This is a genomic window from Mesorhizobium waimense, assembly GCF_003601975.1.
GTDB classification, from domain to species: Bacteria; Pseudomonadota; Alphaproteobacteria; order Rhizobiales; family Rhizobiaceae; genus Mesorhizobium; species Mesorhizobium waimense.
In genome coordinates this window covers 1-12,608 of record NZ_QZWZ01000009.1, presented here as the reverse complement: position 1 = coordinate 12,608, position 12,608 = coordinate 1, and the positions used below count along the sequence as shown (strand labels likewise).

Annotated in this window: 14 protein-coding genes, 1 tRNA gene and 1 pseudogene; 9 read left to right on the top strand and 7 right to left on the bottom strand. The window is 57.7% G+C overall.

Features of this window, described 5'->3' with window-relative positions:
* The first annotated feature begins 177 nt into the window (after positions 1-177).
* Both D3227_RS13355 and D3227_RS13350 read left to right on the top strand, forming a co-directional pair.
* Entirely contained in the window at positions 178-624 is a 447-nt protein-coding gene (locus D3227_RS13355) for a YcgN family cysteine cluster protein (protein ID WP_120014781.1), read from the top strand.
* Positions 625-845: 221 nt separating this feature from the next.
* The gene (locus D3227_RS13350; RefSeq protein WP_120014584.1) at positions 846-1,199 is read left to right on the top strand and encodes a hypothetical protein; all 354 of its coding nucleotides are present in this window, start codon (positions 846-848) and stop codon (positions 1,197-1,199) included.
* Between the two features lie 200 nt (positions 1,200-1,399).
* Here the strand turns inward: D3227_RS13350 and D3227_RS13345 are convergent, their stop codons facing one another.
* Positions 1,400-2,125, bottom strand: coding sequence for an SIMPL domain-containing protein (locus tag D3227_RS13345; protein ID WP_120014583.1), 726 nt, complete (start codon positions 2,123-2,125; stop codon positions 1,400-1,402).
* A 133-nt stretch (positions 2,126-2,258) separates the two neighbouring features.
* On the opposite strand from D3227_RS13345, the gene D3227_RS13340 reads away from it, so the two are divergent.
* From D3227_RS13340 to D3227_RS13320, 6 genes and pseudogenes are all read left to right on the top strand, one after another.
* Positions 2,259-2,334 (top strand) — tRNA-Ile (locus D3227_RS13340).
* 568 nt (positions 2,335-2,902) lie between these two features.
* Positions 2,903-3,271: a hypothetical protein gene (locus D3227_RS13335; RefSeq protein WP_120014582.1), complete on the top strand. Its 369-nt coding sequence runs from the start codon at positions 2,903-2,905 to the stop codon at positions 3,269-3,271.
* A 167-nt stretch (positions 3,272-3,438) separates the two neighbouring features.
* Positions 3,439-3,948, top strand: coding sequence for a pyridoxamine 5'-phosphate oxidase family protein (locus tag D3227_RS13330; protein ID WP_006203652.1), 510 nt, complete (start codon positions 3,439-3,441; stop codon positions 3,946-3,948).
* 82 nt (positions 3,949-4,030) lie between these two features.
* Complete coding sequence (locus D3227_RS13325) at positions 4,031-5,272, top strand: cation:proton antiporter (RefSeq protein ID WP_120014581.1); 1,242 nt, start codon at positions 4,031-4,033, stop codon at positions 5,270-5,272.
* 100 nt (positions 5,273-5,372) lie between these two features.
* Positions 5,373-5,501, top strand: a pseudogene (locus D3227_RS42655) (endonuclease/exonuclease/phosphatase family protein); the annotation flags it as partial.
* Between the two features lie 101 nt (positions 5,502-5,602).
* The gene (locus D3227_RS13320; RefSeq protein ID WP_120014580.1) at positions 5,603-7,003 is read left to right on the top strand and encodes a phospholipase D family protein; all 1,401 of its coding nucleotides are present in this window, start codon (positions 5,603-5,605) and stop codon (positions 7,001-7,003) included.
* A gap of 129 nt (positions 7,004-7,132) precedes the next feature.
* Here D3227_RS13320 and D3227_RS13315 read toward each other — a convergent pair whose 3' ends face one another.
* The 3 genes from D3227_RS13315 to D3227_RS13300 all read right to left on the bottom strand — a co-directional run bounded on the left by D3227_RS13315 (position 7,133) and on the right by D3227_RS13300 (position 9,845).
* Positions 7,133-8,116 carry a YihY/virulence factor BrkB family protein gene (locus tag D3227_RS13315; protein WP_120014780.1) on the bottom strand — a complete coding sequence of 328 codons (984 nt, stop codon included), beginning with the start codon at positions 8,114-8,116 and terminating at the stop codon, positions 7,133-7,135.
* A 96-nt stretch (positions 8,117-8,212) separates the two neighbouring features.
* The gene (locus D3227_RS13310) at positions 8,213-8,674 is read right to left on the bottom strand and encodes a DUF982 domain-containing protein (protein ID WP_120014579.1); all 462 of its coding nucleotides are present in this window, start codon (positions 8,672-8,674) and stop codon (positions 8,213-8,215) included.
* A gap of 976 nt (positions 8,675-9,650) precedes the next feature.
* Positions 9,651-9,845: a hypothetical protein gene (locus D3227_RS13300; protein WP_120014577.1), complete on the bottom strand. Its 195-nt coding sequence runs from the start codon at positions 9,843-9,845 to the stop codon at positions 9,651-9,653.
* Between the two features lie 924 nt (positions 9,846-10,769).
* Here D3227_RS13300 and D3227_RS13285 point away from each other — a divergent pair.
* Positions 10,770-11,066 (top strand): PilZ domain-containing protein, encoded by a 297-nt coding sequence (locus D3227_RS13285; protein ID WP_081482229.1) that lies wholly within the window; start codon positions 10,770-10,772, stop codon positions 11,064-11,066.
* A gap of 176 nt (positions 11,067-11,242) precedes the next feature.
* On the opposite strand, the gene D3227_RS13280 is transcribed toward D3227_RS13285, so the two are convergent.
* The 3 genes from D3227_RS13280 to D3227_RS13270 all read right to left on the bottom strand — a co-directional run bounded on the left by D3227_RS13280 (position 11,243) and on the right by D3227_RS13270 (position 12,254).
* Positions 11,243-11,518, bottom strand: coding sequence for a hypothetical protein (locus tag D3227_RS13280; protein ID WP_342633999.1), 276 nt, complete (start codon positions 11,516-11,518; stop codon positions 11,243-11,245).
* A 75-nt stretch (positions 11,519-11,593) separates the two neighbouring features.
* Positions 11,594-11,872 (bottom strand): DnaJ domain-containing protein, encoded by a 279-nt coding sequence (locus D3227_RS13275; RefSeq protein WP_245451746.1) that lies wholly within the window; start codon positions 11,870-11,872, stop codon positions 11,594-11,596.
* Between the two features lie 196 nt (positions 11,873-12,068).
* Positions 12,069-12,254 (bottom strand): hypothetical protein, encoded by a 186-nt coding sequence (locus D3227_RS13270; RefSeq protein ID WP_120014574.1) that lies wholly within the window; start codon positions 12,252-12,254, stop codon positions 12,069-12,071.
* Positions 12,255-12,608 lie beyond the last annotated feature (354 nt).

The following is a 12,608-nucleotide window of genomic DNA, read 5'->3' as shown; positions in this document are numbered from 1 at the left end:
ATTTGGTTCCGGCTTGCGGGCATTACTGGCAACGAAGGACGATTGACCGGCCTTTTGAAGGCAACTTCGTGTTTTTCGTATGGTGCCGGCCGCATTTGCGGCGATCGGATGGCACAAGCCGCCTCTGCTGCGATGACGGCGCTTGACCTTGGCGCCAGCTGGGGCCACATGCCGGCAATGGACGCGCCGTTCTGGAAAACCAAGACGCTCGAGGCGATGACGCCCGCCGAGTGGGAATCGCTCTGCGACGGCTGCGGCAAATGCTGCCTGTCGAAGCTCGAGGACGAGGACACCGGCGAAATCTACTGGACAAGCGTCGGCTGCAGGCTGTTCGACGCCGAAAGCTGCCGCTGTGCCGACTATGCCAACCGGCTGGCGCGCGTTCCCGATTGTGTCGGGCTGACGCCGCAGAATGTGCGCACGATCACCTGGCTGCCAAGAACCTGCGCCTATCGGCTGGTGGCGGAGGGGCATGACCTCTACTGGTGGCACAGGCTGGTTTCGGGAAGTGCCGAGACCGTGCACGAAGCCGGCATCTCGATCCGCGGCCGGGTCAAGGCCACGGAGACAGACCTGGCCGATCCGGACGATTATTTCGACTATATGCTCGATGACGAACCCTGACTCGATTTTCGCCGCAAAGCGGTAGCAAATACCACGCGCCGACCCGGCTTCGTCCGGAACCGGGGAGGCGATCGGGCGTTTGAGTTCCGATCGCACAACCGATGATTTGCCACATGAACCGAAGATGAATGGACGGTTCGCAAAGAGTTCAGACTGGCAAGCGCATTGTTCCCCCATCGGTTCACGAGGACGGGCGAGAGCCCGCAACAAGGAGAGAAGACATGTTCAACATCAAGACGGCAGCCCTTTCGGCCTTGGTCGGTCTCGGCACGCTGGCCACCATCCCGGTCACCACTGCTCATGCCGATAGCATCTATCTCGGCTTCGGCAACAACAATGAACCGCGCATCGGTGTCTACAGCGGCGATGATGATGGCTACCGCCGTGAACGCGACTGGCGCCGCCGTGGCTGTTCGCCGGACCGCGCCCTCGACAAGGCCGAGCGCATGGGCCTGCGCCGCGCCCGCATCGTCGACGTCAGCCGGCGCACCGTGAAAGTTGCGGGCCGCCAGTATGGCGACCGCGTGGTGGTCGTGTTCGCCAACGAGCGCGGTTGCCCGGTCATCTATCGCTAGGTTCCGGCCGAGTATCTGGGCATGATCTTCTAGCGAAGATCAGCCTTGAAGATCGGCTATGAGTAGCAGAGCCCCTTTTTCGCCAGGACGGAAGCGTGCGGCTCAAAAAACCCCGGAGGACCAGTCCTCCGGGGTTTTTCATGGTCTTGTGCCGATCCGAACCGATCAGTTTTCGTCCCGTCGATGGCGGTTGACGGTGCTTACTTCAGCTCGAAGGTGACGGTGACCTGCACCGCGTAGGAATTCTCGCCGGCTTGCACCGGAACTGCCGCGCCCGCGGCATCGAAGGCCTTGGCATTGATCGGCATCGGTGGCGGGGCGATGTTCTGATCGGTGATCTCGAGCACACGCCCGATGCCGACGCCCGCGGCTTCGGCCAGGGTCTTGGCCTTGGCCATGGCGTTGGCGACCGCCTTCTTGCGGGCCTCGGTCACCGCAGCGGACGGATCCTCGTTGGAGAAGGCGATGCCGCCGCCCTGGTTGACGCCGAGCGACACCGCCTTGTCGAGGATATCGCCTGTCTTGTCGATGTCGCGGATACGCACCGAAAGCGTGTTGGTCACCTGATAGGCGACGAGCTCGGCCTCCTGGCTGCCGTCCGGCTTGTTGGTGTAGTTGTAGCGCGGGTTGATCTGGATGCCTGCCGTCTGCAGGTCGCGATCCTTGATACCGGCCGATTTCATCGCCGCGATCACGGCGGCCATGGCATCGTTGTTGGCATCGAGTGCTGCGCGCGCCGTCTTGGCCTCGCGCATAACGCTCAGCGTCAGCAGCGCCAGATCGGGAGCCGCGGTCGCCTGGCCTTCGCCCGAAACGATGATGCGGGGCGGGGGCTGCGAATCGGTAGCGCCGGCCATCGCCGGAAAAGCAAGCGCGGCGGCGAGCGCCAAGGGCATGAGTGTCAGCGGCAAAAGATGTCTGGTCATCAAAAATCTCCTCGGTCTGCGATCCAGTCGCATCTGGCAACTAGGGCGCAAATATGGGCGATTTGGGCGATCGCGGCCAGCCCGTCCGGAAAGCCTTGTGCCGGCCGGGGAAAAACACTAATCCAGCCGCGTGGGGCCTGTAGCTCAATGGTTAGAGCCGGCGGCTCATAACCGCTTGGTTGGGGGTTCGAGTCCCTCCGGGCCCACCAACTTGTTGCAAATCAGTGGCTTACGCTTAATTCTTCTGGTTTGAATTGAGCGTTATCGTGTAAATCTCTGTCTTTTGGCTGAATGGTTTTGGGCCGTTTGTCAAATTTCTCCGTCTCGTTGATGGCACCCGTCGTACGTAGCTCAACATTCCCGGTTTCAAAAGACCTTTCAGCAATGCGTGCGGTAATCGGCGGCAACGACGTGCAATTAGGCGGATCGTGACCCTCGACTACTGTCTCAAAATGCTCGAAGGCCCTCGCTTTCTTCGCTGTCGGGGACTTGAACTACTTCCGCATAGGCCTGCGCGAGGGATTCGATGAGGAAATGCCATGCCGGACAGTTGCCACCGATTGCGCCTGTGGTGGCCACTCGACGGTGAAGACAGCGTCAGCTCTAGCAGGGGTATTTGGCTCGGATTGAATTCAAAGCATGCGGTCCTCCGGGAGCATAGGCTCCGGGACGCGCCGAGCAGGCAGGCATGCTCGGCGTGGCAGCGCGATAGATTCTCTTTTTGTTGCGTTGGCCCTTACCAGATTGCGGGCGGCGGAGGCGGCGCGGCGGCTAGCAATGATCTTTGGCGACGAACCCGTCGAGATCGTCCGCCTCGATGCGGACTTGCTGGCGCTGGAGTTTCCGGCCCGCAGCTTCCCGTTGGACCCGGGAAATACGGGCGCGGCCGAGCAACTCGGCACCGAAATCAGGGAAGCGCTTGGGGCCCGGTTGGTGGCGCCTGACCTGCCGCGTCAGGCGGCGCCGGTCAAAATGACAATCGAGCGACGATCTTCGCTGGCCTCACCGACGGCGCCACAGGCGCATTCGGCCCAAAGCGGCCAAATCTCGACGTTGGGAAAACACGCCGCGCCAGGCCTTGATCTCATTCGAGCTCCTCATTGGTCGTCTGAAGTCTCCTCATTGGTCGTCTGGAGTCCTTGTTGACGCTGGCGGCTCCTCATTGGCGACTTCAGCTCTTCGATCGCCGTTTCATATTCTTCGACAATTGAATGGAGCGCGTCGCGCGCGCCGACTTGTTTAGCCGAGCCCAGTTGGAACGTCGGAACCCCACGCGAGTTGTACAAGCGCAATTCACTCGCTGGAGGAACCTTATGGCCAAGCGTAAAGAGCAAAGGACAGATCTTACATCAGCCGAGGCCACAGACCGTATCTGGGAGCTCGCCACAAATATCGACATCTGCATGTTTGTGACGTGGGACGGCGAATACAATCGCGCTCGGCCGCTCTCTGCGCGCGTAGACCGTGACGAAGGTGCGATCTATTTCCTCGTCAATGATGACAGCGCTAAGAACGAGCAAATTGCGAAATATCCCAAAGTGACATTGGCCTGGAGCGACAGCAGCCACTACAAATATGTCACGATCTCTGGTCCGGCTACGGTCACAAATGACAGAGAAAAAATTGCAGAACTCTGGGAGAAGACTGACAAGGCTTGGTGGAAGGACGCCAACGATCCGGAAATCCGTCTAATAACAGTCACCCCAGACGAAGGCGAATTGTGGGACAGCCCGGGGCTGATAGTCGCGACCGCAAAGATGGTGTTCGCTGCTGTCACCGGAGCCAAGCCTGATGTGGGTGACAACGCCAAGGTCGACCTTTGAAAACTAACGGATGTCTGCAAGTTTCCGACGGTCAAAAGGTCTTGAGGGTCTTTCGAGCATGCGTTCAACGGCCTAAACCCACATGCCTTCCTATGCCCTCCTCTTGGCAGTTTTTGGAGCAATCGTGCTCCTTACAGCCTGGCTACCCATGCTCCTTAGGAAGCTTCCGCTTTCGTTGCCAATGATTTGCATCGGGATCGGGGTTCTTTTGGTTTGGTCACCATTCTCTCCGCTCGTAGGGGTGAATCCACTTGAGAACCGGATACTAACCGAGCGTCTCACAGAATTCGTTGTCATCGTCGCCCTTATGGGGGCTGGCCTGAAGCTGGACCGGGCAGTGAGTTGGCGGGGTTGGGAGTCCTCATGGCGCCTTCTCAGCATCGCCATGCCTCTGACGATCGCAGGAATTGCGTTTCTCGGCTGGTCAATTCTCGGGCTTGGCATTGGCGCCGCACTTCTGCTTGGCGCTGTTCTCGCACCAACTGACCCTGTCCTGGCAAGTGACATACAGGTTGGTCCACCCCAATCCGGCAAGGAGGACGAGGTGCGTTTTGCCCTTACCTCCGAGGCCGGCCTCAATGATGGAGCGGCCTTTCCGTTCGTCTATCTCGCCATCGCAATTGCGCTGTCCCGTGCGTCCGGCGAGCCCTTCTTCACACACTGGCTCGTCGTCGATGTTCTCTGGAAGATCGCCGCAGGCGTTGGCATTGGATGGCTGGGCGGAAAAGTCATGGGCTACCTAACGTTTCGCCTGCCGAAAAGGTCGGGGTTGTCAGAGACGAGAGACGGCTTTGTTGCGCTCGGTATCACCTGCCTTGCGTACGGCTCGACTGAATTTCTTCACGGCTATGGCTTCCTTGCAGTGTTTGTCGCGGCGTTGGCACTACGGTCCGTCGAGCGGCAGCACGAGTATCATGAGAGTTTGCACGATTTCGCGGAGCAGATTGAGCGATTGCTGATGATGGTCCTGCTGGTCTGCTTTGGGGCAGCCATCGCAGAGGGGTCCATTTTTGGCGCCTTGAGCTGGCAAGTGATCGTCACTACCGCCCTAGTGCTGTTCGTGGTGCGACCGCTCTCAGGGTGGATTGGGCTAATTGGATTTCCGGCGTCATCAAAAGAAAAGGCCGTGATTGCCTTTTTTGGAATACGCGGCCTTGGCTCGTTTTACTACCTCGCATTTGCACTCGGGCAGGCTGAATTTGAGGGTGCGACAATCCTTTGGGTGACTGTCTGCTTCGCCGTTCTGAGTTCAATTGTTATGCACGGCGTAATGGTGACTCCGGTAATGCGACAGCTGGATCGCGGTCGGCCACCCCGCTCATGACTGAGGATGCCCCATGCTCGTCCCAGGGCTGTAATCCCTTCGCCGATCGGCGCTCCGCTATAATCTTCACTATCGATGAGCCACCATCGACCGTGGCTCTCCCTTGCTTGCGCTGGATCGAATTCTCGCCAGACCGCCCCGTCTGATCTCCAGCCTAGAAGTGCACTGTACACCACTATCTCGGATCGCATCGGATCATCTGCCGATCAAGGCACGCTTGAACCTACAGGGGATTTATACAGCTGCATATGCAACCGGATTACCCCTGAAAGGTTCTTGCTATGAATTTGAGCCAGGCCGGCTTCGATCACCGCCAAAGGTAGTCAATTTATGGACGTATCCGTTTCGCGAATTGCGGACGACCACATCAAAGCAGGGAAGAGCGGCTTGCTGCTCGTTGCAGACAATTATGACGCCTTCGCCGTGCGCGTCCTGGCGGCAAGAAGTTCGGTTCGAACCCTCGACCTCATGTACTACCTTTGGCACGATGATCACACGGGCCGCTTGCTTCTGCAGGAAGTTATTCGGGCCGCTGAGCGCGGCGTGCGGGTCCGTATGCTCCTTGACGACGTCAATCCGCGCAAAAGCGATTCAGCATATCGAGCGCTGAGCAATCATCCAAACATCGAATTGAAGCTCTTCAATCCGAGCGGCATCAGGCAACGCAGCATTTTTCGCGGAGTGGAAGTTCTGTTGCGACTTTTTGCGTTGACCCGGAGGATGCACAACAAGGCTTGGATCGCTGACGACAACATCGCCATCGTCGGCGGGCGGAACGTTGGCGATGCCTATTTCGACGCAGCGGAAACCAATTTCCGCGACCTCGATGTGCTGCTCCTCGGTCCTGCCGTGCAGCAAACCGCCGAAATATTTGAGGCATTCTGGGCTTGCGAGGACGCAAAACCAATTGAATCACTTGGTTCCGTCGCTGATAACGACCATTCCGATTTGTTTGCAGGAAGCGATCTCGAGACCGAGTCAAAGCTTTTGAACGGGATCGGTGACAGAGGGTCTATCGCCGAGTTCATAGCGGCCAGCAACGACGTGCACTGGGTAGAGCGAGCTCGGGTGATTTCCGATCCTCCAGAGAAGGTGCGCGGTTGGAGACGTCGCAGCTGGCTTATGAAAGAGTTGCGTCCCATCATTCAATCGGCGCGAACCCGTGTGGAAATTGCATCGCCCTATTTCATCCCAGGCAAAAGGGGGTCCGCGATCCTGTTAGACCTCGTCAGCAACGGGGTTGAAGTTTCGGTTTTGACCAATTCCTTGGCCGCTACAGACGTCGCCGCGGTGCACGGCGCTTATGCAAACTATCGCAAGCGATTGCTGAGGAATGGCGTCAGACTTTTCGAGCTCCAACCATTCCGTCGCCAGCCGGTGATCTCGGTGTTCGGCTCGAAGGGTGCCAGTCTGCATACAAAGGCTTTCACCGTTGACGATTCGACCGGTTTCGTAGGCTCGTTCAATTTTGATCCAAGGTCAGTGTCTTTGAACTCGGAAATGGGAGTGCTCTTTGAGGATGAGCAATTGGTCGGCGAGTTGCGGCAGTTTTTTCAAACAGAGATATCACCCGAAACCAGCTATCGGCTGGAACTAAAAAATAATGTTTTGCACTGGCATGGATGCGACGAGGGCAAGGTTCAGGACTATACGCATGAACCAGAAGCTGGAATATTTCGCCGGGCTCTAGCGGCCTTGGTCCGCCACCTTCCTGTCGAGTCGCAGCTTTAGCCGCGACCCAATGCGTCGCAGGCGTGCCTGGTGCGCGAGGGCGACAAATTATGGGCCGCCCTGCGCTTTGCCACCCTTCTGTTTGCGTGTCGTGGGATCGTGGGCAATGACAATGCACAACGTAGAATATCAATCCGCAGTCTTGCCCAACGTGTCGGCTACGACCGCACCGCGCTCGCCCATGGGTCGCGCCGGACCTGTGGTCGAGTCTATGGCCGTCTGATGTTCCATCTCAGCATTGATGGCGGCGCCTGCGATGAGAATAATGACAGAAATCCATGTCCACATCATCAAGCCGACAACAGCGCCAAGCGATCCGTACGTCGCGTTATAGTTGGCAAAATGCTGGAGATAGAACGAGAAGATCCACGGTGCAGCGATCCACACCACCGTCGCCGACACGGACCCCCAACTTAGCCATCGCCATTTCGCGTGTTCACGGCTGGGTCCGAAGCGGTAGAGTAAGGAAATCCCGGTCAAAATTGCCACGACCAGGACAGGCCATCGGGATACCGCGATAAGCACTTCCGTCCACGAATCAAGGTAGAAAAAGCGCAACAGCGCTGGGACACCGCCCACCGTGAGGAGGAGCACGATGCCAATCAGCAAGGCTCCAACGGTGAACAGAATCGACATCAGATTTAGGGTAATGAAACTGCGTTTCTCGCTTTCCTCGTAAGCGATGTTCATTGCATCGAAAAGCGCCTTCATCCCGCTGTTGGCACTCCAGAGCGCGATGGCCAAACCAATGAAAAAACCTGTCCCGAGGGAGACCGGCTTTTGTTTTGCCAGAGCTTGGAGTTGGTCGCGAATGAGATCGAGCCCACCCGTTGGAAGCAATCCTCCGAGATATGCGACATGATCCGCGACCGAGACTGGATCCGCGACAAAACCATAAATTGAAATGAACGCGGCCAGTGCCGGAAACAGCGCCAGCAGGAGATAGAATGTAGCCCCGGCTGCGACCAGGAGAACCCGGTCCTTGTTGAACTCTTCCCACAACCGCCAGAATATATCCTTCCAACCGAGCGCGGGGATCTGCGAGGGCCAAACGGCATCACGACCTCGGTCCCCTTGCTCCAACCTTAGGGCTAATTTGCTGTCTTCGGTCATTGACAACGCGCGGCTAGCCGCTTCGTCGTCGATTAGCGACGACTGTCTGCCAGTCGCATGTTGCCTCCGAGTCGCTTCAGAAGACATGGCATTCCCTTAGGCGGGGCTGCTTCCGACCAGGATGCCTGCGTCCGCTGCTAATACCGCGAAAGCCTCTCTTGCCTGATCTGGCGTTGCTTTGCCGTCCAGTGCTGCTTGCACCACTTCACGCGCGGATTGATAGTCAGGACCCCGCTTGGCGTGCGGCCAGTCAACGAGCACTTCGCAGGCGCCGTCAACCGACTTTACATCGCGCACGGAAGATTTGCCGTATGGCCGGATTTTTACACCGCTCTCGAAATACATCCGTTGCCGGACTTCGAGCTCGGGGTCAACCAGTACCCCAGCTTCGCGAGCGGCCTCTTCGAAACTGGCGCGGCCGTCGACCGTGGAGCGGCTCCCCTCCAGTACCTTTTCGGCTGTTTCAAATGCGACTCGATGCAGCGCGGTTCGCTCAGCTGGCCAATCAGTGCCGGCTAGTAGCCCCGACGCCTGATGGGCGGAACTTACCGAGAGCACCTTCGCACCTCAGCGAGCCGAACCTTTACCGGCCGATCGAATCTTTTGTCATCCATGGCGACGCCCCCCTTGTTCGACGTCAACGTTCGAACCCAGATGAGGTTGCCGATGCCTTAAATGGATGTCGGAAGCGTCATGCTTGGCATCCCAGCAGGATTGTGAACATTGGCCGGCACGCACCGGGTGGCCGTCGGGACATGCAGGGTCACGCGATCCTCGATGCGCTTGCCCGCCGTGGCGATCCAATTGGCCCGCGCCTCCGCTAGCCTAGGGGCGCGGGTGCGGCGGCGCGGCTGCCCCGCCGGCCTCCCGTTGCCCCAGCCGCGCCCGCTGCGCTCGCCACAGATTTTCGCCATTGCGAGAATGGAAATGCCATGACTTGGACGTGCTCGCTAAGCAAATCGCTTCACGGGCTTTCCTTAGGACAGTGTCGCTGTACTCGAAACAGACCGGCGACACGTCGACGAAGGTGTGATTATTTCTTCTTCGGACCACGGCCGGGCGGGCCGGTGCGAACGTGGTTCTTATCCCCCAGCCATGGCCCGGTTTTGAACCGGCCGATTTGGCAATCGCTCTGGAGTTCAAGCTTGTGCCGAGCAGAACCGTCATCGCCGGTGGCGTCACCGCTGCGAAACGTCCCGCCTTCTTGAGAAAATCGCGACGTGCTTGAGACTCTCAGACGAGCCTCTCGGGCGTGTTTTCCGAATGGTTTGTGTTTTCGGTCGACATGTCATCAGGCCTCCCAATGCAACATGTTATGTTACCATTCGAAGCATTGGCCGCTACAAGGCCAATAGGTTTAGAGGCTGGCCGAAAAGGAAGTAGGGACCGGCTGCAAAGCGCCTGCATCTAGCCAATGAGCTGTCTTCGAGCGGCCGCTAGTATGGGCGTGAGGTCCTAACGCGGTTCGCACAAATCCGTAATTAGCCGGTGTAGGCTTTGCCCAAAGCCAGTTCCCAAAATGCACCGGCCATTTCTATTGCTGGGTGCTTTGCCCGCCAGGTTCTTCGCTGGGCTCGCCTTGGATCGCTTGTTCAACGAACAATCTGGCATGTTCAGCCCAGTCGGCAGGGCCAATGTCATTCTCCCGGGTCGACTTTTTGAAGGCCTCCCGCAGCGCGTCGAGGTCAAAGGCCGATAGGCGCTTGCGGTCCGATACCGTTCTATCCATCGCTGCACCCTAGAAGCAATGGGACCACCGGGGTGGCCCGGCCTGCTTGTCGGTGGACACAGGATTTCGCAGACCGGGCTATGCACCGGGCACACGGGAAGGCCGGGCAACAAGATTATGATGCGCTGCGCCAGCGTTCAATTCAAAAAACTGTACGGATTCGTACCCGAACGTGAGCGCCGCCCCCTACCGATGAGCTAATCCACCGTATCGTGGGCGTCCTACGCCTTGGGGCGCGGTATTTCTCGACCAGTCTGACCTTGTCGAGTGCGACAGCGGTCCCAGAGCGATCGTAACGCCATTTTCGTCGATCTCGGCAGGAATGATCGTCGCGTATCGTGTCGATGTCGAAATTTCTCCTTGGATCTTGGGAACAAAGTTCTTGCTCGCCAGTTTCTTGGCGCCTTCAACATTAGGGAGCGACCTATGAGGTTTACTGCGGTACAGGAGCCGTCTGGGACGTGGGCGGTTTTTGATCAGATTTTCGATCTGCCAGCCGAATTAGCCGGCCGATCCCTTATTGGATTGACGCGGGATGAGGCCGATCGTCTCGCCGCAAGTGCCAAACAGGAAATCTCTAGGTGGCGGCCGACTTCTGGATCTGCTGGGGCGAGTTCAAGGGGGTAGCGGATGTCGCTCGGGGAAAAGTTTGGGAGATGGCGAAGGCCGGGCGGGTCATCAGACGAGCCTGGTGCCGCCGTGCCGAAGCACGAGTTGGAACACATCATGAGGCTTGGGCGACTCAACCGCGACCAAGCTTTAGCGCTGCTCACAAAGTTCCAGGGCGATAGAGAGGCGATGTTTGCGGACCTGGCGTCTCTTCGGAAGCAGGACCGTCAGAAGAGTGAGGATTTCGGTTAGCATGCCGCTAACCATGCTCTGCCGAGCGTACGGATCGATGCGGAGCCCTTGGAGTTTATCCCCATGGAACAATTCGCGCCCAAAGACGATGTACGTCGCCAGCGCCGATCACGCGTGCTTAAGGGCGCGAGCATCATTACCGGAATCCAAAACTCCGAGGTTAGCTGCACTGTCCGAAATCAGCATGTGAACGGGGCTGAATTGCGTGTGGCGCCTGACGCGAAAGTCCCAGAGCGCTTCCTGCTCTATGTTCCGGTGGATGGAATTGCCTATCGAGCCACAGTTTGTTGGCGCAAAAATGATCGGGTAGGCGTCCAGTTTAATGGGACTGAGCCCAAGCCGAAGCTCCACTATGGTTGAGGCCCCGTAGTTCGCGGTCGAGCGTTCGCAATGATTCAGTTTTGCCATCATGGGCGGCCCGATTGCCTTAACCTTCGGGGAGAGGACAACCGGGCCATGCCGGAGATGGGTAGCCCCGGCGAGTTCTAATCTGCAACTTTGCTAATTTCATTGCAATCGCTGGCTACAGGCCGAGGCTAGTCGACCAAGTCACGGAGTGGCTTCTTGCGCTTTGGCGGCCGGTATTTGTCCACCAGCCTGACCTTGTCGAGTGCAACGGTCACAAGCGGACCTAGGGCGATTGTCACAGTCTCGTTATCGATGCGCGTGACCTCACCGGTAAGCTCGACCTGCTGGCCGCGCATTGTCATTTTCGACGAATCGCGGATCGAATAGGGAAAGTTGTAGCTGGGGATGGCAACGCTGACGTGACCTGGATTGATCCGCCAGCGCACGGTCGCGGTTACCGCCACCAGATCTCCAACGCCAATTTTTCCCGTCGCCATGCAGACAATTCTGGAGCGAGCGCGGGCTTGGTCAACAGATTGCTAATATATGCGAACGGCATGGGAACAAAGAATTGCCTCCCTCGTTGAAACATAAAGCAGCGAGAGCAGTTTCGCTTGGATGTCGCTATCTCGTTCGATGCCCTTGGAGTTGCTGGCTTCCTGAGCCAGATCAAGGCGAATGTTCAAATGCTCTTTGTACTCGATGTCGTATTGCGCCCGCTTGACCGGATCCTTGAGCGTATTGTGTGCCTCCACGAGTTCGCTGAAGCGTACTTCATCCCCGGTGTCCTGATTGTCGGGATGGGTAACGCATCGCAAAGTAGCGGAATATCCGCTCGATCGTTTCCAAATTGGCTCGCGGACTGATCTCTAGAAGCTCGTAGTAGTCTGTAAACAAAGGTGTTCCCCATAACACACGGGGGCAGGATGTTATATTGCTCGCGAGCACGCAAGGGCGACCGAAGGCCCAATACACTACGCATTAGGTCCGAAGATGTTTAAAATTGTCTCGAATTCAATCCGCCAGATACCTTACACAGATCAAGACTGCGGCCCAACCGATCACGTAAAACCACATCCAGCCCATGCCGGCGAAAGTATCTTTGATACCCTGTTTGCCGTCGAGTAGTGCAGCGCAAGCTACAACCATTGCCGCCAAGGCAATCACCGCGAAGAGGAAGACGGTCCAGTCGTTGTCCATGTGCGCCGAGCGTGTCTCAACGGGAATTGAAACTTATTAAAATGGCCGATGCAGTCTGGGTATGCTCGCTGCTGTCTATTTGCACCACACCGGCCATTGCGGGATAGGAAGAAGCCCCAAGCCCCGCGCTGATTAGGCTACAGGCACATTAGAATCGGCTCAATTACGACTGAGTGCCCTGGGTTGACCGGGCCTAGAGCGGTTCAGGCATTGACAGAATCGGAGGGGATTCCCGTTTTGGCTGATTTGTGATTCAAGATGCTGGCTGGATCGGAGGCCAGCATCGGATGACGCGACCTCTTTCGAATGATCTTCGTGAGCGTGTTGTTGTGGCGATCGAGGCCGGCGAAAGCT